22 protein-coding genes are annotated in these 20,789 nt (G+C 71.4%); 14 read left to right on the top strand and 8 right to left on the bottom strand.

The window, feature by feature from the left end:
- Positions 1-5: 5 nt before the first annotated feature.
- Entirely contained in the window at positions 6-773 is a 768-nt protein-coding gene (gene map / locus NDW01_RS29030; protein ID WP_252826997.1) for a type I methionyl aminopeptidase, read from the bottom strand.
- 50 nt (positions 774-823) lie between these two features.
- Here map and NDW01_RS29025 point away from each other — a divergent pair, with 50 nt between their 5' ends.
- Both NDW01_RS29025 and NDW01_RS29020 read left to right on the top strand, forming a co-directional pair.
- Positions 824-1,141 (top strand): helix-turn-helix domain-containing protein, encoded by a 318-nt coding sequence (locus NDW01_RS29025; RefSeq protein WP_252826995.1) that lies wholly within the window; start codon positions 824-826, stop codon positions 1,139-1,141.
- Between the two features lie 228 nt (positions 1,142-1,369).
- Positions 1,370-2,419, top strand: a complete 1,050-nt coding sequence (locus NDW01_RS29020; RefSeq protein ID WP_252826957.1) for an aldo/keto reductase — start codon at positions 1,370-1,372, stop codon at positions 2,417-2,419.
- A 31-nt stretch (positions 2,420-2,450) separates the two neighbouring features.
- On the opposite strand, the gene NDW01_RS29015 is transcribed toward NDW01_RS29020, so the two are convergent.
- Positions 2,451-5,711 carry an AfsR/SARP family transcriptional regulator gene (locus NDW01_RS29015; protein WP_252826954.1) on the bottom strand — a complete coding sequence of 1,087 codons (3,261 nt, stop codon included), beginning with the start codon at positions 5,709-5,711 and terminating at the stop codon, positions 2,451-2,453.
- A gap of 119 nt (positions 5,712-5,830) precedes the next feature.
- Between NDW01_RS29015 and NDW01_RS29010 the strand changes: the two genes are divergently transcribed.
- The 3 genes from NDW01_RS29010 (at position 5,831) to NDW01_RS43985 (ending at position 7,794) form a co-directional block, all read left to right on the top strand.
- Positions 5,831-6,472, top strand: a complete 642-nt coding sequence (locus tag NDW01_RS29010; RefSeq protein WP_252826942.1) for a hemerythrin domain-containing protein — start codon at positions 5,831-5,833, stop codon at positions 6,470-6,472.
- Between the two features lie 63 nt (positions 6,473-6,535).
- Positions 6,536-6,961, top strand: a complete 426-nt coding sequence (locus NDW01_RS29005; RefSeq protein ID WP_252826940.1) for a DUF4267 domain-containing protein — start codon at positions 6,536-6,538, stop codon at positions 6,959-6,961.
- An 86-nt stretch (positions 6,962-7,047) separates the two neighbouring features.
- Complete coding sequence (locus NDW01_RS43985; RefSeq protein ID WP_308211809.1) at positions 7,048-7,794, top strand: Clp protease N-terminal domain-containing protein; 747 nt, start codon at positions 7,048-7,050, stop codon at positions 7,792-7,794.
- A 57-nt stretch (positions 7,795-7,851) separates the two neighbouring features.
- Here NDW01_RS43985 and NDW01_RS28995 read toward each other — a convergent pair whose 3' ends face one another.
- A complete protein-coding gene (locus NDW01_RS28995; protein WP_252826936.1) occupies positions 7,852-8,778 on the bottom strand; it encodes a LysR family transcriptional regulator in 927 nt (308 codons plus the stop codon).
- 193 nt (positions 8,779-8,971) lie between these two features.
- Between NDW01_RS28995 and NDW01_RS28990 the strand changes: the two genes are divergently transcribed.
- Complete coding sequence (locus NDW01_RS28990) at positions 8,972-9,715, top strand: SDR family oxidoreductase (RefSeq protein WP_252826934.1); 744 nt, start codon at positions 8,972-8,974, stop codon at positions 9,713-9,715.
- 64 nt (positions 9,716-9,779) lie between these two features.
- Here the strand turns inward: NDW01_RS28990 and NDW01_RS28985 are convergent, their stop codons facing one another.
- Positions 9,780-10,394 carry an NAD(P)-dependent alcohol dehydrogenase gene (locus tag NDW01_RS28985; protein WP_454923425.1) on the bottom strand — a complete coding sequence of 205 codons (615 nt, stop codon included), beginning with the start codon at positions 10,392-10,394 and terminating at the stop codon, positions 9,780-9,782.
- A 182-nt stretch (positions 10,395-10,576) separates the two neighbouring features.
- Here NDW01_RS28985 and NDW01_RS28980 point away from each other — a divergent pair, with 182 nt between their 5' ends.
- On the top strand, positions 10,577-11,461 hold the full coding sequence (locus tag NDW01_RS28980) for a helix-turn-helix domain-containing protein (protein WP_252826932.1): 885 nt from the start codon (positions 10,577-10,579) through the stop codon (positions 11,459-11,461).
- On the opposite strand, the gene NDW01_RS28975 is transcribed toward NDW01_RS28980, so the two are convergent.
- A complete protein-coding gene (locus tag NDW01_RS28975; RefSeq protein ID WP_252826930.1) occupies positions 11,451-12,077 on the bottom strand; it encodes a LysE family transporter in 627 nt (208 codons plus the stop codon). The two genes, NDW01_RS28980 and NDW01_RS28975, sit on opposite strands and share 11 nt — an antisense overlap.
- A gap of 398 nt (positions 12,078-12,475) precedes the next feature.
- Between NDW01_RS28975 and NDW01_RS28970 the strand changes: the two genes are divergently transcribed.
- Together NDW01_RS28970 and NDW01_RS28965 are read left to right on the top strand one after the other, a co-directional pair.
- Positions 12,476-12,862, top strand: coding sequence for a hypothetical protein (locus tag NDW01_RS28970; protein WP_252826920.1), 387 nt, complete (start codon positions 12,476-12,478; stop codon positions 12,860-12,862).
- 35 nt (positions 12,863-12,897) lie between these two features.
- Positions 12,898-13,320: a TetR/AcrR family transcriptional regulator C-terminal domain-containing protein gene (locus tag NDW01_RS28965; RefSeq protein ID WP_252826918.1), complete on the top strand. Its 423-nt coding sequence runs from the start codon at positions 12,898-12,900 to the stop codon at positions 13,318-13,320.
- Between the two features lie 33 nt (positions 13,321-13,353).
- Here the strand turns inward: NDW01_RS28965 and NDW01_RS28960 are convergent, their stop codons facing one another.
- Positions 13,354-13,986, bottom strand: coding sequence for an NUDIX hydrolase (locus NDW01_RS28960; protein WP_252826908.1), 633 nt, complete (start codon positions 13,984-13,986; stop codon positions 13,354-13,356).
- A gap of 56 nt (positions 13,987-14,042) precedes the next feature.
- Positions 14,043-14,642 (bottom strand): TetR/AcrR family transcriptional regulator, encoded by a 600-nt coding sequence (locus tag NDW01_RS28955; protein WP_252826906.1) that lies wholly within the window; start codon positions 14,640-14,642, stop codon positions 14,043-14,045.
- 97 nt (positions 14,643-14,739) lie between these two features.
- Here NDW01_RS28955 and NDW01_RS28950 point away from each other — a divergent pair, with 97 nt between their 5' ends.
- The 3 genes from NDW01_RS28950 to NDW01_RS28940 all read left to right on the top strand — a co-directional run bounded on the left by NDW01_RS28950 (position 14,740) and on the right by NDW01_RS28940 (position 17,619).
- On the top strand, positions 14,740-15,903 hold the full coding sequence (locus NDW01_RS28950) for an epoxide hydrolase family protein (protein ID WP_252826895.1): 1,164 nt from the start codon (positions 14,740-14,742) through the stop codon (positions 15,901-15,903).
- A gap of 240 nt (positions 15,904-16,143) precedes the next feature.
- Complete coding sequence (locus NDW01_RS28945; protein WP_252826893.1) at positions 16,144-16,599, top strand: nuclear transport factor 2 family protein; 456 nt, start codon at positions 16,144-16,146, stop codon at positions 16,597-16,599.
- 54 nt (positions 16,600-16,653) lie between these two features.
- Entirely contained in the window at positions 16,654-17,619 is a 966-nt protein-coding gene (locus NDW01_RS28940) for a pyridoxal-phosphate dependent enzyme (protein ID WP_252826891.1), read from the top strand.
- A 71-nt stretch (positions 17,620-17,690) separates the two neighbouring features.
- Here NDW01_RS28940 and NDW01_RS28935 read toward each other — a convergent pair whose 3' ends face one another.
- Positions 17,691-18,530: a helix-turn-helix transcriptional regulator gene (locus tag NDW01_RS28935; RefSeq protein WP_252826888.1), complete on the bottom strand. Its 840-nt coding sequence runs from the start codon at positions 18,528-18,530 to the stop codon at positions 17,691-17,693.
- Between the two features lie 102 nt (positions 18,531-18,632).
- On the opposite strand from NDW01_RS28935, the gene NDW01_RS28930 reads away from it, so the two are divergent.
- Positions 18,633-19,340: an SDR family NAD(P)-dependent oxidoreductase gene (locus NDW01_RS28930; protein ID WP_252826886.1), complete on the top strand. Its 708-nt coding sequence runs from the start codon at positions 18,633-18,635 to the stop codon at positions 19,338-19,340.
- A gap of 80 nt (positions 19,341-19,420) precedes the next feature.
- Complete coding sequence (locus NDW01_RS28925) at positions 19,421-20,440, top strand: aminotransferase class V-fold PLP-dependent enzyme (RefSeq protein WP_252826884.1); 1,020 nt, start codon at positions 19,421-19,423, stop codon at positions 20,438-20,440.
- The last annotated feature ends 349 nt before the right edge of the window (positions 20,441-20,789 follow it).

The following is a 20,789-nucleotide window of genomic DNA, read 5'->3' as shown; positions in this document are numbered from 1 at the left end:
GGGCGTCAGGGGAGGGTCAGGATGACCGGTCCGTCGTCGGTGACGGCGACCGAGTGCTCCACGTGGACCGTGCGGCTGCCGTCTCCGCTGACCAGGGACCAGCCGTCCTCGGCCATCGCGTAGTCGTCATCGCCGCCGGCCATCAGGCTGGGTTCGATGGCGATGACCATGCCGGAGCGGAGTCTCAGGCCGTGCCCTCGACGGCCCTCGTTGGGCACCCACGGCTCCTCGTGCATGGCCCGCCCGATGCCGTGGCCGGCGAAGTCGTTCTGGATGCCGTACCCGGCCGCGCGGCCGATGCGGGACATGGCCTGGCCGATGTCGCCCAGCCGCGCGCCCGGCACGGCCTGCTCGATCCCGGCGGCCAGCATGCGCTCGGCCGTCGCGATCAGGTCGCCGTCGCCCTGGCGGGCCTCGCCGACGCAGAAGCTGACGGCCCCGTCGGCATGCCAGCCGTCGATGTGGGCGCCGCAGTCGATGCTCAGCAGGTCGCCGTCACGGAGCCGGTAGCCGGTGGGCAGTCCGTGCAGCATGACCTCGTTCACCGAGGTGCAGATCACGCCGGGGTAGGGAGTGGCGCCGAACGAGGGGTGGTAGCCGAGGAAGGACGATCCGGCCCCGGCCTCGTGCATGATCTGGCGGGCCAGCTCGTCGAGCTCGCGCAGGGACACCCCGGCGGTCGCGTACGAGCGGACCTGCGTGTGCACCGCCGCGACGACCCGGCCGGCCTCGCGCATGGTCTCGACCTCGCCGGCGGTCTTGAGCTCGATCAACTTCTGCCTCCTCAAGTCCAAATAACTATACCGGTATTAGTATTGGGCTCATGGTACGCGAACCGTTGTCGATCGCCGACCGCCTGCGCGGGGAACGGCTGGGCGAGCTGCTGCGCGAGGCCAGGGGTTCGCGCAGCATCACCGACGTGGCACTCCGGGCCGGCATCTCCCCGGAGACTCTGCGCAAGATCGAGAGGGGCCGTATCCCCACCCCGGCCTTCTTCACGGTCGTCGCCGTCGCCGGGGTGCTGGACCTGTCACTCGACGGACTGCTGGCCGAGGTCAGCCCGCCCGAAACGGCCGCCGGGGCCAGGGGCGAAGCCGTCGCGGACACTCCGGCCGACCGGACGCGCAGAGCCGCAGGCTGATGGTCCGGCGGGCCGTCCGCCGCGCAGACCGGCCGTTCGCCGTCGCGCTCGCACTCGCGGGGACCGCTCGGCCGGGGCGCACCCGGATCTTGATCTAGAGCCGACTCTAGCTCCTAAGGTACGGCGGTCACGGCACCGCCGGCCCGTACGGACCGCGGAGCCGTGACCGTCGCGGCCACCCTCGCGACGATCGACGTTCGAGCGCTTCCTCGAGAAGGAGCATGATCCATGCGCTACCGCGTTCTCGGCGGCACCGGCATCCAGGTGAGCGTCCACTGCCTGGGCGCCATGATGTTCGGGGCCGTCGGCAACCCCGACCACGACGAGTGCGCCCGCATCGTCCACGCCGCCCTCGACGAGGGGGTCAACTTCATCGACACCGCCGACATGTACTCCGCGGGGGAGTCGGAGGAGATCGTGGGCAAGGCCCTGAAGGGGCGGCGCGACGACGTGGTGCTGGCGACCAAGGTGCACTTCCCGATGGGGGAGGGACCCAACCGGGGCGGGAACTCCCGGCGCTGGATCGTCAAGGAGGTCGAGGACAGCCTCCGCCGACTGCGGACCGACTGGATCGACCTCTACCAGATCCATCGCCCCGACCACACCACCGACATCGAGGAGACGCTCTCCGCGCTGACCGACCTGGTGCGCCAGGGCAAGATCCGGGCCTTCGGCTGCTCGACGTTCCCCGCCGAGGACATCGTCGAGGCCCACCACGTGGCCGAGCACCGTGGCCTGGGACGGTTCCGGACCGAGCAGCCGCCGTACTCGCTGCTCGCCCGGGGGATCGAGGCGTCGGTGCTGCCGGTCTGCCGCCGGCTCGGGATGGGCGTGATGACGTGGGGCCCGCTCGCCTCGGGCTTCCTCACCGGCAGGTACCGCAGGGGCGGCACCGTCGACCTGTCCACGGGCCGTCCCGCGCTGACCCCGGGGCGCTTCGATCCCGCCCTCCCGGAGAACACCGCGAAGTACGAGGCCGTCGAGCGGCTCATCGAGCTCGCGGCCGACCTCGGGTGCACCCTGCCCGAGCTCGCCGTCGCCTTCCCCGCCGCGCACCCGGCCATCACCTCGGTGATCATCGGTCCCCGGACGATGGAGCAGCTTCGGGCCACGCTCACGGGCGCCGCGCTGACCCTCGACGACGCGACGCTCGACCGGATCGACGAGATCGTGCCTCCCGGAACCGACCTGTACCGGGCGGACGGCGCCTGGCGGTCGCCCGCCCTGACCGACCTGTCGGCGCGGCGCCGTCCCCTCGGCGAGCGCACCGCCGGCTGAACGCCGAGGCGCCCCGCTGCCGTTCTTGCTCTCAACGTTCCTGCGGGGTCGGAACATGGACGCCGAGGCCACGATCGGCGCGTGTTCGGGCGTCGGCGGACCAGTGGGGGGCGTTCCACCGGTCGGCGATGGCGGCGGCGTGGGCGAAGTGGGCGGCGGCCTCGTCGCCCCGGCCGAGGAGGAGGGCGATTTCGCCGAGTGTGTGGGCGACCGGAGGCAGGGCCAGCGACAGGCTCTCCGCGCCGGCCGGGGGACCGTCGCGATGGGGGAGCAGTTCCGCGTAGATCTCCGCGGCGGCGTCGTGGTCGTTCAGTGCGACGATCGCCATCGCGCGCAGGCTCGTCAGGAAGGTGAAGAAGAAGTCCGGCCGGATCGGGCTCGCTGACGTGCGTGCCTCGTCGCCGCGGCCGGCGGCGTGGAGGGCGAGCGCGAGCAGGTCGGCGACCATCGGGCCCAACGCCTCGTGGAGCGCGCGCACGTCGTCCAGATGGTCGCCGAGCGTGCCGTCGTTCAGCCAGATCACCGCCAGCGCGAGGCCGAGGAAGCCGGCGTGCACCGATCCGGCGCGTTCCATGTGTGCGGTGGCCTCGGTGTAGAGGCACTGGGCGTCGGTGAACCGGCCCTCGATGAGCACCAGGGTCGCCAGCGCGATCTCGGCGGCGCTGATCGCCTCCGGCATCCGGTAGGCGCGGGCGAGGTCGAGCGCCTCCCCGGTCACACGGCGCATGGTCGCGGGGTCGTTGGCCGCGGCGGCGTTCGCGGCCTGGTCGAGCAGCCCGGTCACGCGGTAGACGGGCAGGTCGTGCTCGATGCCGATCTCCACCAGCTCGCGGGCGTACTCCTCCCGCCCGGGATCGCCGGCCAGGATCAGAAGCGCCGCGGCCCGGAGGCGGGGATCGGTGGCGAGGTCGAGGGCTTCCCGCGCCGCCGCCATGACCGTCGGGTCGTCTTCGCCCACCAGCTCGTTGGCGTACGCGACGAGCAGCCGGGACCGCACGTCGGAGGCGAGGTCGGTTCGCTCGAGCAGGCGGCTGAGGCGGCCGACGATGGGACGGTCGACCGTGCCGTACGCGCGGGCCTGCCAGGGGGTGGGCTCGGTCCAGGCGGTGAACGCGGCGATCATCAGGTCGTCGCGGCCGATCGACTCGGCGTACTCCACGGCCTGCTCGCGCGTGTCCCTGGCCGCGGCGACGGCCCCGGCCCTGATCTGCGCGCGCAGCAGCCTGCCGAGCAGGCCCACGCGCTCGTCCGGATCGCTGGAGTTGGCGACGGCGTCGGCGAGGAGTGCGGCCGCCACGTCGTGGGCGTAGCGGGCCTCGGCCAGTTCGGCGGCCCGTACGCAATAGGCGACGGCCTTCGGCGATCCCGCTCGCGCATAGTGATGGGCGAGCGCCGCGACGTCGCCGGTGCCCTCCAGGGCGGCGGCGATGCGGGCGTGCATCCTGGTGGCTCGCAACCGGGTGAGGTCGGTGACCAGCGTGTCCCTGACCAGCGCGTGAACGAACCGGACGCGCCCGGGCCCGGGTTCGTCGAGCAACCCGGCGATGACGCCCGCGTCCAGCGCGTCCAGCACCCCGTCCTCGTCGGAGTCGGCGGCCTGCACGAGCACGTCCACCGAACTCTCCCGGCCGGCCACCGCCGCCAGCCGCAGGACGGACACACTGCTCTCGGGGAGCCGTGCCAGTCGGCGCCGCAGCACGTCCCGTACGCCCTCGGGGACCTCGGAGAGCGCGACCAGCGCGCCCTCGCCGGTCAGCAGCCGGGCGCTCTCCCGCACATAGAAAGGGTTGCCGCCGGTTCGCTCGGCGATCCCGGCCACGGTCGCGTCGTCGGCCTCGCACTCGGCACGTACGAGCTCCGCGACGGCGTCGCCGTTCAGCCCGGGCAGGTCCAGCCGGAGGGGTACGGTGCGGGCGAGGGACCCGAGCGTTTCGGTGAGGCGCTCGCTCTCGTCCGCGCGGTATGCCGCCACGACCAGGATCGGGGCCCGCACGCCGACGCCGCCGCCGAGCAGTTCCAGCGTGGCGGCGTCCGCCCAGTGGAGGTCGTCCAGGACGACGGCGACGGGCCGGTCGGCGGCGGCCGCCGCGAGCCAGTTCCACACGGCCTGCCGGAGCCGGAACCGCCCGGCCGCCGCGTCGTCGTCCACCGGCGCGGAGTCGGAGAGCAGCGGCGCCAGGTCGTCCGCGAACTCTCCCGGAGGAACGCTCACGGCCACCTTCCGCAGCGCCTCGACCCACGCCCACGCGGGTGGCGCGCTGTCCACCTCGGGACAGCGCCCGGCGGCCACGAGCCACCCGTCCTGCCCGAGTCGCGCGCCGAGGTGCTCCAGCAGCGTCGACTTGCCCAGCCCCGCCTCCCCGGTGACGAGCGCGACGCGCGCCCCCTCGGCGGTGGCCTCCCCGGCGACCGCCACCAGCGCCGCCAGCTCGCCCTCTCGCCCCACGAACGTCGTCGCGCGGCGCCCGTTGTTCGGAGGCGGCGCGGTCGCCCGTGGCCGGGGCGTGTCCGCGGGGGGCGGAGGGACGGCCGCGCGGAGGACGTCCGTGCGCTGGGTGAGGATCGCCTCTTCCAGGGCCACCAGGTGCGGGCCGGGGTCGAGGCCCAGCTCGTCGGCGAAGGTGGCGCGGGCGCGGCGGAGCGCGGCCAGCGCGTCGGCCTGGCGGCCGCTGCTCCACAGCGCGAGAGCGTGCAGGCGCCAGCTCTCCTCGCGCAGGGGAGCGTCGCGGGTGAGGCCCTCCGCCTCGGGTACCACCGCCCCGGGGTCGCCGAGGCGCAGTCCCGCGGCGATGTGCAGTTCGCGGGCGACCAGGCGCAGCTCGTTCAGCCGGGCGGTCTCGGCGGCGGCCCAGGGCTCGTCGGCGACCTCGGCGAAGGCGGGTCCGCGCCACAGCGCCAGCGCCTCGTCCAGCCGCGCGCGGGTGTCACGGGGATCGGTGAGCGTACGGGCCTCGTCGAGCAGCTCATCGAAGCGCCATGCGTCCACCGCCCCCGGCGGCAGGCGCAGTGCGTAGCCGGGCGGCGCGCTCACCAGCAGGCGGGCCGGGGTCCGCGGCGGGCGGCCGGGTTCCAGCAGGCGGCGCAGGTTCGACACGTACGCCTGCAACGACGCCAGGGCGCGCGACGGTGGTTCGCCGCGCCACAGGTCCTCGACCATCCGGTCGACCGGCACGACGTGTCCTCGCGCCACCACCAGCAGGGCCAGCACGCCGCGCTGCCGCGGTCCGCCGAGGGGAACGGGCTCGCCGCCGGCCTCGGCCGCGAGCGAGCCCAACACCCTGATCAAGATCATGAGGTGACACATCGTACGCGCGGCCGCCGCACGCGTTCCAAGTCGACTCCAAGTGCCTTCCAAACCCCCGGGAGCAGTCTTGAGCACGTCGAACGGAACAGCTGAAGGGGCAGGAACAGATGAGCGTCGACACCCAGAGCATGGAGATCGTCCACCGCGCCTTCCGCCGCGAGTCGCGGCTGCTGATGGAGCTCGTCGCGGCGGTCGCCCCGGGCGACACCGCTCGCGCCAAGGTGATCGCCGACCACTTCCGCGACTACCGGCTGGGGCTGAAGAACCACCACGAGGGCGAGGACGCGTTGCTGTGGCCGCCACTCCTGTCCCGGGTGGATCTGGAGGCGGACATCGTCCTGCGCATGGAGGCCCAGCACGAGCGCGTCGCGGCCACGCTGACCAGGCTGGACGCCGCAGTCCCGGCGTGGGAGGCCACCGCCGGAGCCGACGAGCGCGACACCCTCGTGGCGGTCCTCACCGATCACCGGGCGGTGCTGCTCGAACACCTCGACGACGAGGAGGCCACTCTTCTTCCGCTCGCGGCCGAGCACATCACCGAGCAGGAGTGGGCCGCACAGGGCGACCACTTGGTGGCCAACACGCCCAAGCTCACCCTGCTCACGCTCTTCGGCCTCGTCCTGGAGGACGCGAACCCGGCCGAGCGCGCCACGCTCCTCTCCGCCCTCCCCGCGCCGGTGCGCGGCGTCTGGCACGTCATCGGCCGCCCTCGCTACGCCCGCCACATCCGTCGCGTCCGCGCGGCCTGACCGCAAGCCGGACCCCGCGCACGTACTCACCGAGCTCGCCGAAGACTCCCAAGGAGAAGAACGATGTCGCTGAAGAAGATCAACACCGTCCTGGTCGCCGCCTTCATCCTTTTCATCCTCTGGTTCGGGATGGAGTTCATCCTGAGCCCGGAGACGACCGCGCCGGGCTTCGGCCTGCCGAGCCGGCCGTCCGGCGACGGTGGCGGCTTCCTGATCATCAAGGGAATCCGCGACGTCGTCTTGGCCCTGGTCCTGGGCATCCTGCTGGTGACGGGCCACCGCCGGGCGCTGGGCTGGGTGCTGCTGGTGGAGGCCCTCGCCGCGTACGGCGACATGACCGACGTGCTGGCGCACCACGGCTCCGTGGCCACCGCGCTCGGCGTCCACGGCCTGACCGCGACGCTGATGGTGGTCAACGGCCTGCTGATGATGCGCGAGACCCGCAAGGTCGCGGCCGCTCCGGCGACGCCCTCCCCGCAGCCCGCCTGACGGTCGCGAATTTGGGGTTATATACGAATAACCCCAACGGGTGTATACCTGAGGCGTCATCGTGTTCCCGAGCCTGAGGACCGGCCATGCCGAAGATCAACGTGTACCTGCCCGACGAACTCGCCGAAGCCGTCAAAGAGGCCGGCGTCCCGGTGTCCGCGATCTGCCAGCGGGCACTGGAACAGGCCGTGCGGCGGGTCACCGCCATCCGTCAGACCGCACTGGGCGAGCTGTCCCGGGACGACCTGGGCGAGCGGCTGCCGTCGTTCACCGTACGAGCCCACACGACGATCAAGCTGGCCGTCGATCGCGCGTCCGCCGACGCCCGTTCGAGCGTCGGAACGGCGGACCTGCTCGCCGGCATCGTCGCCGAAGGCGGCAACCTGGCGTTGCACGTGCTGCGCGCCATCGACATCGACCCCCTCCAGGTGCAGCGCGACCTCGAGCGCCAGACCGATCCCGAGGCCGGCGGCGCGCAGGATGACGCGTCGGCGCGCTTCAGCGTCGCCGCCGCCGGCGCGCTGGAACTGGCGGTGACCGAGGCGACGGCCCTCGGGCACAACTACGTCGGCTGCGAGCACCTGCTCCTGGGGCTGGTCGGCGAACCCGAGGGCACGGCCGGCCGCGTCCTGCGCGGGCTCGGCGCCGAGCCCCGGTTGACCCGGCGCGCGGTCACGGCCGCTCTGGCCGGTTACGTGCACCTGCGGGCGCAGACCTCCGCAGCCGACCCCGCCAAGGCCCTGGCCGACGTCGTACGGCAGCAGTTGCAGCCGGTCGTCGCGCGGATCGAGCGGCTGGAGCAGCGCCTCGGTCCGGTGCCCGGAGGAGAGTGAACGACGCGGCGTGCCGGGTTCCCCTCGTCCGGCCGTGTTCCGTGGCCGGTCGCGCGGTCAGGAACCGGCGTGTTCGGCGGGGCCGGGGTCCGGGCCGGTGAGGTGGGCCCGGGCGTGATCGCGGAACACGGCGACCAGGCGGCTGCGGTCGTCGGCACGGGTGGCCAGCACGACGTGCGCCGGATCGACGCCCTCCAGCGGAATCGCGGTGAGGTCGGGACGCAGAGCCGCCAGGTTGTGAGCGGCGGAGATGGCCACGGCCTGTCCGGAGGCGACGAGTTCGAACTTGTCCTCGACGGTGTCGACGACGGGACCGTCGGGCGCGGGGCGGCCGTCCGGGCGGGGATCGATGCGCCAGTAGGCGCTCCACGCCGGGTCGGAGTCGCGCAGCCGGGGAAGGGGCTCGTCGGCGATGTCGTCGAGGGAGACGCGCTCCTTGCCGGCCAGCCGGTGGTCCAGTGACACGATCACCACGCGCGGCTCGTCGTAGAGGACCGTGACATGAAGGTGGTCGGTGGGGAAGGGCAGCCTGCCGACCACCGCGTCCACCCGGTGCTCCAGCAGCGCGGGCCGGACGTCGTGCCAGGCGATGTGCTGGGCGTGCACTTCGGCGTCGGGATGCCGGTGGCGCATCGCGCGCACGGCGGGTGTGATGATCACGCCGTTGGTGTAGCCGACGGTGATGCGGCTGGGCCGGGCGGCGGCCTGGGTGCGGGCGATGGCCTGGGCGGCGGTGCGCAGCAGTGCCCTGGCCTCGGGCAGGAACACCTCGCCGGCCTCGGTGAGGTGGCTGCCCTGCGGGGTGCGGTCCAGCAGCCGGGTGCCGAGTTGCTGTTCCAGGCGGTGCATCTGCCGGCTCAGCGACGACTGGGTGAGATGCAGGACCTCGGCGGCACGGCCGAAACGCCGGTACTCGGCGATGACCGTGAAGCAGTGCACCAGCTGCAGGTCGAGGTTCACCGAGGACGGCGGCACGTCGGGCATGAGGGCACAGTAGTCCTCGTTCCGACCGGTCGAAGTCGTGACCTGTGGTGATGCGCGAACCGCGACGCGCGTTGCAGAGGTTTCATTGGATCGGGGAGGCCGTCCAGCGGCAGGCTGGGAGTACCGGCGTGGCACCGTCGATGTGCCTTATCGGAGCCGGTGCGCCTTCACCTCGTTGAAAAGGATGTTCGCCATGGGCAGGTACGACGGCAAGCGTGTCGTGATCACGGGCGGCAGTAGCGGCTTCGGTTTCACGACGGCGAAGCTGCTGGTGGACGAGGGAGCACGCGTTCTGATCACCGGGCGGGGCCAGGCCGGGCTCGACTCCGCCCGCGAGCAGCTCGGCGAGCACGCCGTGGCGGTCCAGAGCGACGCCGCTTCACTTCCTGACATCGCCGCTCTCGCCGACCGTGTGAAGGCCGAGTTCGGCACCGTCGACGCCCTGTTCGTCAACGCCGGCATCACCCGGACCGTGCCCTTCGAATCGATGACCGAGGAGGTGTACGACGAACTGTTCGCGATCAACGCCAAAGGCGCCTACTTCACCGTGCAGAGACTCGCCCCGCTGCTGAGTGAGGGGAGCGGCGTGGTCCTCACCACCTCGGTCGCGAACGTCAAGGGCATGCCGATGGTCAGCGCCTACGCGGCCAGCAAGGCGGCCCTGCGCTCCATGACCCGCGGTCTCGCCCGCGAGCTGCTCCCGCGCAAGATCCGCGTGAACGCGATCAGCCCTGGTCCGATCGACACCGGCATCCTGGACAGGTCGCTGCCGAAAGAGGCCGCCGACCAGACCAAGGCGCAGATGACCGCGAACAACCCCATGCAGCGGTTCGGCGATCCCGGCGAGGTCGCCAAGGCGGTCGTGTTCCTCGCGTTCGACGCCACCTACACCACGGGCGCGGAGCTGACCGTCGACGGCGGTGTCTCGCAGCTGTGATCCCAGCGGCCGTGGACCGGTCGCCCGGCGCCCTGCCGCGCGTTCCGGCCGGGTGCGCCGCGCGTCAGCCGAGGGTGGCGATGTCGATGACGAACCGGTAGCGGACGTCGGAGGCCAGGACGCGCTGATAGGCCTCGTTGATCCGGTCGGCCGGGATCAGCTCGATGTCGGCGCCGAGGTGGTGCTCGGCGCAGAAGTTCAGCATCTCCTGCGTCTCGGCGATGCCGCCGATCATCGACCCGGCGTAGGAGCGTCGGGCGTTCAGGAGGGAGAACACGTTGACGCTCAGCGGCTCGGTGGGGGCGCCGACGTTGACGAGGGTGCCGTCGACGGCGAGCAGCCCGAGGTAGGCGTCGACGTCGATGACCGCGCTCACGGTGTTGACGATCAGGTCGAATCGGCCGGCGAGCCGGGCGAACGTGTCGGGGTCGCTGGTGGCGTGGTAGTGGTCGGCCCCGAGCCGCAGGCCGTCCTCCTGCTTCTTCAGCGACTGCGAGAGCACGGTGACCTCGGCGCCCATGGCGTGGGCGATCTTGACGGCCATGTGCCCGAGCCCGCCGAGACCGACCACCGCGACCTTCTTGCCCGGGCCGGCTCCCCAGTGGCGCAGCGGCGAGTAGGTGGTGATGCCGGCGCACAGCAGCGGCGCCGCGGCCGCGAAGTCGATGCCCTCGGGCACCGACAGGACGAAGTCGGCGTCGACGACGACGTGCGATCTCGGAGCCCGCTCCCCGCATCCTCACGGGGCCGGGCGGTCGCCATTGACCATTGAAGGCTCTGATCCGGACGCGAAGAAGGCACTGCCGAAGGGCGTACTGACAGGGCACCCCTGGCAGGCGGAAGGCCGCCTAGCCTGGGACGGTGGACCACCGCAGCGAGATCCGGGAGTTCCTGACCTCCCGCCGCGCCAAGATCACACCGGCGCAGGCCGGGCTGCCCTCCTACGGCACCCGCCGGGTCCCCGGCCTGCGCCGCGCCGAGGTCGCCCAGTTGGCCGGGGTCAGCGTGGAGTACTACTCGCGCCTGGAACGCGGCGACCTGTCCGGCGTCTCCGACCACGTCCTGGACGCCCTGGCCCGCGCGCTGCGGCTGAACGACGAGGAACGCATCCACCTGGAGGACCTCGCCCGCGCGGCCGACCCCGGACCGCGCCGCCGGCGCCGCTCCGCCCCGCGGCAGGTACGGCCCACGGTGCAGCGGATGCTGGACGCCATGACCGACGCGCCCGCCTTCGTCATGAACGGACGCGGCGACATCCTGGCCCTCAACGCCCTCGGCCGCGCCCTGTACGCCCCCATGATCGACGTGGCCCGCGGCGCCATCCCCAACCACGCTCGTTTCATCTTCCTCGACCCCCGTTCGCACTACTTCTGGGGCGACTGGGAACGCGCCGCCGACGACACCGTCGCCCTCCTGCACGCCCAAGCCGGCCGGGACCCGTACGACAAGGGGCTCACCGACCTCATCGGCGAACTGTCCACCCGCAGCGACGACTTCCGCACCCGATGGGCCCGCCACGACGTCCGCCAGCACCACATCGGTTCAAAATCCATCCATCACCCCGTCGTCGGCGACCTTCAGCTCACCTACGAATCCCTCGACCTGCCCACCGACGACCTCACCCTGGTCGCCTACGGCACCGAACCCGGCAGCGACTCCGAGGAGAAACTCCGTCTGCTCGCCAGCTGGGCCACGACGCTCGACGCGCAACCGTCCTCGCCCGGCGGAGCCTCCATCAGGCGATGAGCAGGTACACGGCCAGAGCGGTCATTACCAGGCTGGAGGCCAGCGCGGTGCCGAGCCGCCCACGAGCACCGGTCAGGGCACGGCCGAGGAGCGCGCCGCCGCCGGCCAGCAGGAGCTGCCAGCTCGCGGACGCGGCGAAGGCCGCCAGAACGAACACCGCCCGCCGCGTCTGGTCGGCGACCACCTCGCCGTGGCCGCCCAGCACCAGCGCGGCGAAGTAGACGACGGTGGTGGGATTCAGCAGCGTGATCCCCAGCAACCCCAGGTAGGCCCGTCCCGGGCCGATCGGCGGCTCCCCGGCCCGGGCGGGCGCCAAGCGCTCGCGGTAACGGGCCGTCGCCCCGGCCAGCCCCCGGACGGCCAGCACGATCAGCACGATGGCCGAGCACCAGCGCAGCGGCACCAGAACGGGCCGGATCACGGCCGCGACCGCGGAGCCGCCCACCGTCGCGACCAGCGCGTACAGGCCGTCGGCGGTGGCCACGCCGAGCGCGGCGCACGCGCCGGTCGTCAGGGACGTTCGTGTCGTCAGCGCGATGAGGTACGCCGCGACCGCTCCGACGGGGACCGCGATGCCGTAGCCGGCGAGCAGCCCCGCGACCAGCGTGGCGATCACGGCCGTACGGTGATCGGCCTCCGCGGTCGCCCCGGCTGCCGCTGGAACCGCGCCGGACGGACGGCGACGGACGGCGGCAGTACGGCACTGGTCGTGGTCATGCCCGGATCGTGCCCCGCGCCCGGCACGCCCGGCAACCGGTTTTCCCTCTCGGCCACGGTGCGGCGAGGCCCCGAGCCCGGCCGGGCCCCTGACCACCGCACCGGGTGACCCGTTCAGGGCGATGCCCGGTGCACGGAATGGCGAGACGCCGGACGCGAATTGGTGACAGGACTCGGCGTAGTCAACGTAATCTCGCCCTAGAGATCTGCAGGGCATTCGTTCGAGTAACGGTTTTGATCAGGAGCGTCGTCGGCGAATTCAATGCCCTTTCGAGAAGACGAGGTGTGGCATGAAAAATGGACTACCCAAGATCGGCGCCGTTGCAGGGGCCGCCGTCGCAACCCGCCGGGATCACCCCGGCTGCGGTGCCGTCGACGTCGCCGGCGGTGGAACACGAATTCGTCGGGCCCAACGGCAGCGTCGACTGCCCGAGCGGGTACGCGTGCGCCGGGGTGCCTTATTCGACCGGCGCACTGGTTTTCAAGTTCTACACCTATGGCAGTTACGCCCTGAGCTACTGGCACGGCACGGGATTCGTGGCCAATGTCCAGACCGGCGGCGCGGCGACCAGGCTCTACGACGGCAACGGCGGCGCAGCCGGCTGCATACCGGCCGGGGTGGGACAGAACGGCATCAACTGGGATCCCATCTGGACCATCGCCCTGACCGCCAGCCACTGCTGACGCGCGTCGTCGATCAGGCCCGCAAGGCCACCGGGGTGGACCCGCAGGACGCCGGTGCGCTCGTCACCGACACCGGCGACGCGCGCACCGACCTGCAGAACGCGGGGGAGCGGCTACTGCGCGCCATGCTCACCCCCGACCACATGGCGCTGCACCGGCTGACCATCGCCGAACTACCCCACCACCCCGAACTGCAACGATCCTGGCGCGACGACGGCACCGGACAGGCCATCCGCGATGCGATCGCCGCCTACCTGGCCGAACGGGACCGCCGTGGGGACCTCCGCGTGCCCGACCCGGCGCTGAGCGCACACCAGTTCGTCATGCTGCTCGCCGCCGAGGGGCAAGTACGTTCGCTGCGCGGCGTCCAGCCCCTCACCAACGAGGAGATCCCGCAGATCGTCCACCAGACCACTGACCTGATCATGCGTGCCCATCACTCCCGGCAGAGTCTCTGAAGAGCGCGCACAGGTCGGTTCTGCGTACCCGGATCAGGAAAGGGTCGCCGGGGTCGCCCAGCGGGGGTCCAGATGGCCCAGCCACGCGTCTTGATCGTCTGTCAGGGATCGTTCGAGTGGTAGTGGCACGAAACGGCAGAAGAATGTCAGGCCGGCGTCGTCTCCAGCGCCGCCGACGGTGTGGTGCCATGCGTCGGCTGTGGTCGCGGGCGCCTGAAGATGGAAGTAGGTGGTCCTGCGCGGCTGCCGGGTGTCGGGATGGGGCTTGTCCTCCACGGTGATCGGGCGGATCACTGTGGCGGTGAGCAGACCGGTCTCTTCGACGACCTCGCGCAAAACGGCTTGGTGTAGTTCCTCGTCCGGGTGGACGCCGCCCGCGGGAATCTGGGTGCCGGCCTGGGGCATGTCGACGTGGTCGAAGACCAGGAGTTCAGGGACGGCGCGATGCCTGATCACGTAGGCGGCGACGCGGATTCTCGGTCGTGTCACTTGCGCATTCTCCAGGTAGCGGCCTCGGAGTCCTAGCCCGGACGCCGGCCGCAAAGGAGAGGGTGGGGCAACGGACGGCATGTCGTCGGTGACGCCGGCGCCGCCGAAGGTCTTGCCGCGTTTGCGGGCGGACTCGTGCCCTTCGAGGGTGCGGTCGCGGATGTACTCGCGTTCCATGAGCACGGTAGTCGTGCCCGGGCAGGACGATCCGCAACTCGCTCGAGTGCTGCAGGTCAGGACTGGTCGCCCACGAGAGCGGTTGCGCGCGTCTCGGGAACGCCCAGCATCAGCAGGCTCGTGATCGTCGCTGCTCGGGCGCCGAGGGTCCCGTTCGACAGGTCGCTGTCCGCAATGGCGAACACGACGCCGTAGGCAACCTGGCTCAGAATGCCCGCCGGCAGGTGCTGTGCGAACACGTCGGTGTCCTGGCCCCGTTTCACGAGGTCGGCGAGGAGTTCGTCGACCGGCCCGAGCATGCCGTGGATCGCCTCGCCGTACTCGCCACGGCGCAGCGCCAGCAGCACTCGGTACCGGTGCGCCACCGGCCAGAGGCGGGCGACGAATTCGGCCCACGCCGCGTCCGCTTCTGCGTCGGAGGCGTTGACTTCGGTGAGCACGGCTGTCATCTCGGTGACGGCCCGTTCCGTGAGTGTCCGAACCAGGTCGAGGCGCGAGGGGAAATGGCCATAGACGGTGCGACGGACGACGCCGGCGGCGGAGGCGACGTCACCCATGCCGGCGTCGGGGTTCTCGCCCAGCACGTCGAGGGCGACGTCGAGGATGCGATCGCGTGTCTCGTTCATCGAGCGCACACGGGAGGACTCGGTGGGCACGACAGCATTGTTGCACACCGGTGTGCAGTGAAGTAGATTGCACACCAGTGTGCAACGAGGAGTTGCGCTGTGCTTCGAAACCCAGGAGAAGAAGGCAATGACCGCACCGACGCCGCCGACCTCGGCCCTCGTCCGCCCGTTCACCGTCTCGATCTCGGATTCGGAGATCGCCGACGTGAAGCAGCGACTGGCCAGGACTCGATGGCCGGATCCGGAAACGGTGGGCGACTGGTCGCAAGGGGTTCGGGTAGAGAACGCCAGATCTCTGGTCGACTACTGGGAGCGCGGCTACGACTGGCGGCGCTTGGAGTCCGAGCTCAATCGCTTCCCGCAGTTCCTGACCGAGATTGATGGGCTGGACATCCACTTCATCCACGTCAGGTCCAAGAATCCCGACGCAATGCCGCTGATGCTCACGCACGGATGGCCGGGCTCGATCGTCGAGTTCCTGAAGCTGATCGGCCCGCTGACCGATCCGGTGCCGTTCGGAGGAGACGCCGCCGATTCATTCGACGTCGTCGTCCCGTCGCTCCCGGGGTTCGGGTTCTCCCAGAAGCCCACGGAGACCGGGTGGACCGTATCGCGCATCGCAAGCGCGTGGGCGGAGCTGATGAAGCGTCTCGGCTACACGAGATGGGCCGCGCAAGGCGGCGATTGGGGCGCCGTCGTCACCACCGCCCTCGGGGCCATGCAACCTGAGGGGCTTCTCGGAATCCATCTGAACACCCAGTACGCCTTTCCCGCACAGATGCCCGACACCTTGTCGCCCGAACAGCGCGACGCCGTGGAGGCCCTCGCCCTCTACGCCGGCGATCTCGGTGGGTCGAACCACCTTCAGGGCACGAAGCCGGAGACCGTCGGATTCGCCCTGGCGGACTCTCCCGCCGGTCAGGCAGCCTGGATCTACGAGAAGTTCCAGTCCAAGACCGACAACCACGGGCTCGCCGAGGACACCCTCAGCATGGACGACATGCTCGACGCGATATCCCTCTACTGGTTCACCAACAGCGCAGCGTCGTCCGGCCGCATCTACTGGGAGAACAAATCGGCCACTTTCGCCGGCCCGAAGCTGACGCTTCCGGTCGCGGTGACCGTCTTCCCGAAGGACATCCCACGCCTGCCACGAAACTGGATCGAAGACACCTACAGCAACCTGATCCACTACGGCGAGGCCGAGAAGGGCGGCCACTTCGCGGCCTTGGAACAGCCCGAGATCCTGGTCCGCGAAATCCGCACCGGCCTGCGCGCCCTTCGCTCCTGACACCAACGCGCGAGCTCAGGAGCGCACGGCGTGAGATCCACGACACCCTCCGATCGTCCGGAACCGTCAGCAGGCGCCGCAGAGCCGCAGCCGTCTCGGCCGGCGTCCGCTCTGCGGCAAGATCCTCCTCCTCACGGGCCGGTCGATCGCTCAGGGCGGTGGCACCGCCCGTTCAGCGAGCACTCCTAACGGGATTGCTACGATTCAAGCGTTAGGAGAGACCCGACCGAGGAGACCGCCGTGACCGGACGCCCGCCCTTCCCGCCGTTCACGCCGGAGACCGCGCCGCAGAAGGTCCAGGCCGCCGAGGACGCGTGGAACACGCGCGATCCCGAACGGGTGGCGCTCGCCTACACCGAGGACTCGGTCTGGCGGAACCGCGACCGGTTGATCACCGGCCGGGACGAGATCATCACGTTCCTGCGCGAGAAGTGGGACCGGGAACTCGACTACGCCCTCCGCAAGGAGCTGTGGAGCTTCCACGGCAACCGGATCGCGGTGCGCTTCCAGTACGAATGCCACGATGCGACCGGCCAGTGGTGGCGCAGCTACGGCAACGAGCTGTGGGAGTTCACCCCCGAAGGCCTGATGAGCCGTCGCGAGGCCAGCATCAACGACGTCCGCATCGCCGAGGCCGACCGGCGTATCTTCGGTCCGCGTCCCGCCGATGAACGGAGCATCCTCCCGATCCACTGAGGCAGGACCCATACGCCCACCGCCTGGCAGGAAGACCTCGCAGGAAGACGGAGCATGAACGCCACACTCCCGGTGACCCTGGAAGACGTCCGTTCCGCCGCCGCGCGCATCGAGGGCGTCGCGCACCGCACCCCGGTGCTGCGCTCGCGCACCCTCGACGCGCTCGTCGGCGCCGAGATCTTCCTCAAGTGCGAGAACCTGCAGCGGATCGGCGCGTTCAAGTTCCGCGGCGCCTACAACGCCGCCTCCCGGCTGACGCCGGAGCAGCTGTCCAAGGGCATCGCCGCGTACTCCTCGGGCAACCACGCCCAGGCCGTCGCCCTCGCCGCCCGTGAACTCGGCACGACCGCGGTGATCCTCATGCCCGAGGACACCCCGAAGTCCAAGATGGACGCCACCGCCGGTTACGGTGCGGAGATCGTCACCTACGACCGCTACACCGGCGACCGGGTCGCCATCGGCGAGGCGCTGGCGGCCGACCGCGGCCTGGCGCTCATCCCGCCGTACGAGCATCCGCACGTCATCGCGGGGCAGGGCACCGCGGCACTCGAGCTCCTCGATGAGGTCGGCGACCTCGACGCCCTGGTGGTCCCGGTCGGCGGCGGAGGACTCATCGCCGGCAGCGCCACCGCCGCCAAGGGCCTCGCCCCGGCGATCCGTGTGATCGGCGTGGAACCGGAGGCGGGCGACGACACCAAGCGCTCCCTCGAGGCAGGGCGGCGCGTGTCCATCCCCGTACCCCGCACCATCGCCGACGGTCAGGCCGCGGACATCCCTGGCGAGTTGACGTTCTCCATCAACCGGCGTCTGGTCGACGGGATCGCGCTGGTGACCGACGACGAGATCCGCGAGGCCATGCGGTTCGCGTTCGAACGCCTGAAGATCGTCATCGAGCCGAGCGGCGCCAGCCCGCTGGCCGCGCTGCTGAGCGGCCGCATCACCCCGCCGTCCCGCGTCGGTGTGATCATCTCCGGGGGCAACATCGGCGCACGGCGCTTCGCCGAACTCTGCGGCATCTGACCCCCTCGTTCACCCCGCCCGGGCCGCGGGCGGAGATCCGCCCACCCGGGTCGGGGCTGGGACAGGGGCGGTCACCCGAGGAGCGACTGAGTGCCGAGGACGGTCAGCAGCTCCAGGCGTTCGGCGTCCTCGGTGCCGGGCTCGGCCGTGTAGATCATGATGTGCAGGTCGCTGCCCGCCACGGTCACCACGTCGCAGTCCAGTGTCAGGGCGCCCACCTGCGGATGGTCGATGGTCTTACGCGCGGCCTCGTGGCGGCGGACGGCACCCGATTCCCACAGCTCGGCGAACCGGTCACTGCGCGCCTGGAGCTCCGCCACCAGCCGCCGCAGCCGCTGGTCGGCCGGATAACGCCCGACGGTCGCGCGCAGGTCGGCGACCAGAGCCGCTTGCAGCGCGCCCTGGGACTCCGGCGTCTGCCGGACCCGGTTCTCATAGCCCAGGAAGTTCCGCCACACGCCGTTGCGCTCGTTGCCCCGCCAACCGGACGGGTCGCCCATCAGCGCCGCGTACGGCGGGTTCGCGATGAGCAGCGTCCAGGACGCGTCGTACACCGCGACGGGCGTCCCGGTCAGCCGGTCCAGCAGCCGCTGGACGCTCGGAGTGATGTACGCGGGGACCGTGTCCGGCCCCGGCGGCGCAAGGCCGGCCAGGCCGAACAGGTGGGCCCGCTCGCCGCTCGACAGCCGCAGGGCCCGGGCCAGCGCCTCGACGACCTGCGGGGACGGGTTCGACGCGCGACCCTGCTCGAGGCGGGTGATGTAGTCGACGGAGATCCCGGCCAGCAGCGCCAGTTCCTCGCGGCGGAGGCCGGGCGCGCGCCGCTGCCCGCCGGTGGGCAATCCGGCGGCCTCGGGCGACACGCGGTCGCGCCAGCGGTGTACCGTCCGTCCGAACTCTGTCGTCGCCACATCCATCAGTCTGCACGGCGGGCCGGCGAACTTCCTGGTACCCGTAGTCCCAGGAAGACGGGACGACTGGGTGCCGCCGTCCCGCGGCGGCAACCTGGAGCCATGACGACAACACTGATCACCGGGGCGAACAAGGGCCTCGGTTTCGAGACCGCCCGTCGGCTCATCGCCGCGGGTCACACCGTCTACATCGGCAGCCGGGACGCCGAACGCGGCCGCCGGGCCGCCGAGCGCCTGGGCGCGCGGATGGTCCTCCTCGACGTCACCGACGACGCGTCCGTCGCCGCGGCGGCCAAGACGATCGAGGCGGACGGCGGCCTGGACGTGCTGGTCAACAATGCCGGCATCGAAGGGCGGACGCCGGACGGGGGAGTGGTCGGCGCCGCCGAGACGACCGCGGACCTGATGCGGGAGATGTTCGAGACGAATCTCTTCGGTCTCGTACGCGTCACCCACGCCTTCCTGCCGCTGCTGCAGCGGTCCGCGGCACCGGTCGTGGTCAACGTCAGCAGCGGCCTGGCCTCTCTCGCCAGGGCGACGGCCGAGGGCACCCCGGTGTACGCCTACCCGGGGATCGCCTACCCGGCCTCGAAGACCGCGGTCAACATGGTCACCGTGCAGTACGCCAAGGCGTTCCCGCAGATGCGGATCAACGCGGTCGAGCCCGGTTACACCGCCACCGACCTGAACGCTCACACGGGCATCCAGACCGTCGAGGAGGGCGCCGAGATCATCGTGCGCATGGCACAGGTGGGCCCCGACGGCCCGACCGGCGGCTACTTCGACATCGAGGGCCCTCTTCCCTGGTGAGCCACCCGGTTTCGCGTCCGAGTGCGGTCGGTCCGTACTCGGACGCGGGCGGCACCGCCCGACCCCCTAGGCTCACCAGGATGAATCTTGACGAGGCGGTACGCCTGTGGGACCCGGAGCCGGGATGGCTGAACACCGCGAGCTACGGCATCCCGCCGACACCGGCGTTCGAGGCGCTGCAGAGCGCGCTGGCCGAGTGGCGTCGCGGGGTCAACGGCTGGGACAAGTGGGATCGGTCCACCGATCGCGCGCGCGGCGCGTTCGCGCGTCTGGTCGGCGTCCCGGCCGACGACGTGGCCGTCGGCGCCTCCGCCGCGCAGGTGCTCGCCCCGGTCGCGGCCTCACTGCCACCCGGCTCGCGCGTCGTCGTCCCTGACATCGAGCAGACGTCGAACCTGTTCCCGTGGCTCGTGCAGGATCTCGACGTGCGCACGGTGCCGCCCGCGGACCTGCCCGCAGCGATCGATGAGCGTACGGACGCCGTCGCCTTCAGCCTGGTCCAGTCCGCGACGGGTGAGGTCGCCGCCGTGGACGAGGTCGTCGCGGCGGCGCGGGCGCACGGCGCGCTTATCATCGCCGACGCCACTCAGGCGGTCGGCTGGACGCCGGTCGACGCGACGCCCTTCGACGTCCTCGCCGTCTCGGCGTACAAGTGGCTGATGTGCCCGCGCGGCACCGCCTTCTGCTACGTCAGCCCGGCGGTACGCGACCGCATCCGGCCGATCGCCGCCAACTGGTACGCCGGTGACGGCGACGCCTCGTACGGCCCGCCGCTGCGGCTGGCGAAGGACGCCCGGCGATTCGACATCGCCGTCCCCTGGTTCTCCTATGTCGCGGCCGCCCCCACGCTGGAGCTGCTCCTGGAGATCGGCATCGGTCCGATCCACGACCATGACGTACGGCTGGCCAACCGGTTCCGGACCGGCCTCGGCCTACCGCCCGGCGACAGTGCGATCGTCAGCGTCACCCGCCCGGGCGCGGCCGAGCGGCTCGCGGCGGCCGGCATTCGCGCATCCGTCCGCAACGGCGCGGCCCGGCTCGCCTTCCACCTCTACACGACGGAAGCCGACGTGGACACCGCCGTCGCGGCGCTGATCTGAGCGCGGCGATCCAGTACGCCCTGGCCACCGGGGTAGGCGACCGACGACCGGCTGATATCGCCGGCGGAGGTGTGGAACGAGATCGAGCGGGTGGTGCCGCCTGAGAAGCCGACGGCTGCGGTCGAGGTGATCGCGTCGTTCGTGCCCGAGACCGACGATGAGGCCGCGGCATGCGTGGCGGGCCGAGCTGGTCAGGCGGTACCGGACGGTTTCGGCCGACCTTCAGCGGGCGCCCCTCCCACTTCCTCACCCGGCTCCCCGTCCCTGTTCCTCGAGGCCGGCTACCGCCGAAATCCGGTCCGATCCTCCTCGCGGGCCGACCGACCTTCTCTCGCCCCCGGGATCGGCT

This window comes from Actinoallomurus soli (assembly GCF_024055715.1).
GTDB lineage: Bacteria > Actinomycetota > Actinomycetes > Streptosporangiales > Streptosporangiaceae > Actinoallomurus > Actinoallomurus soli.
The sequence above is the reverse complement of the archived record's forward strand: the minus strand, read 5'-3'. Positions and strand labels throughout refer to the sequence as shown.

Bases quoted from the DNA above. Each gene is read 5' to 3' on its own strand.
- NDW01_RS29025 (WP_252826995.1), top strand. From the start codon at position 824: ATGGTACGCGAACCGTTGTCGATCGCCGACCGCCTGCGCGGGGAACGG.
- NDW01_RS29020 (WP_252826957.1), top strand. From the start codon at position 1,370: ATGCGCTACCGCGTTCTCGGCGGCACCGGCATCCAGGTGAGCGTCCAC.
- NDW01_RS29015 (WP_252826954.1), bottom strand. From the start codon at position 5,711: ATGATCTTGATCAGGGTGTTGGGCTCGCTCGCGGCCGAGGCCGGCGGC.
- NDW01_RS29010 (WP_252826942.1), top strand. From the start codon at position 5,831: ATGAGCGTCGACACCCAGAGCATGGAGATCGTCCACCGCGCCTTCCGC.
- NDW01_RS29005 (WP_252826940.1), top strand. From the start codon at position 6,536: ATGTCGCTGAAGAAGATCAACACCGTCCTGGTCGCCGCCTTCATCCTT.
- NDW01_RS43985 (WP_308211809.1), top strand. From the start codon at position 7,048: ATGCCGAAGATCAACGTGTACCTGCCCGACGAACTCGCCGAAGCCGTC.
- NDW01_RS28995 (WP_252826936.1), bottom strand. From the start codon at position 8,778: ATGCCCGACGTGCCGCCGTCCTCGGTGAACCTCGACCTGCAGCTGGTG.
- NDW01_RS28990 (WP_252826934.1), top strand. From the start codon at position 8,972: ATGGGCAGGTACGACGGCAAGCGTGTCGTGATCACGGGCGGCAGTAGC.
- NDW01_RS28970 (WP_252826920.1), top strand. From the start codon at position 12,476: ATGGACTACCCAAGATCGGCGCCGTTGCAGGGGCCGCCGTCGCAACCC.
- NDW01_RS28960 (WP_252826908.1), bottom strand. From the start codon at position 13,986: ATGGAACGCGAGTACATCCGCGACCGCACCCTCGAAGGGCACGAGTCC.
- NDW01_RS28950 (WP_252826895.1), top strand. From the start codon at position 14,740: ATGACCGCACCGACGCCGCCGACCTCGGCCCTCGTCCGCCCGTTCACC.
- NDW01_RS28940 (WP_252826891.1), top strand. From the start codon at position 16,654: ATGAACGCCACACTCCCGGTGACCCTGGAAGACGTCCGTTCCGCCGCC.
- NDW01_RS28930 (WP_252826886.1), top strand. From the start codon at position 18,633: ATGACGACAACACTGATCACCGGGGCGAACAAGGGCCTCGGTTTCGAG.
- NDW01_RS28925 (WP_252826884.1), top strand. From the start codon at position 19,421: ATGAATCTTGACGAGGCGGTACGCCTGTGGGACCCGGAGCCGGGATGG.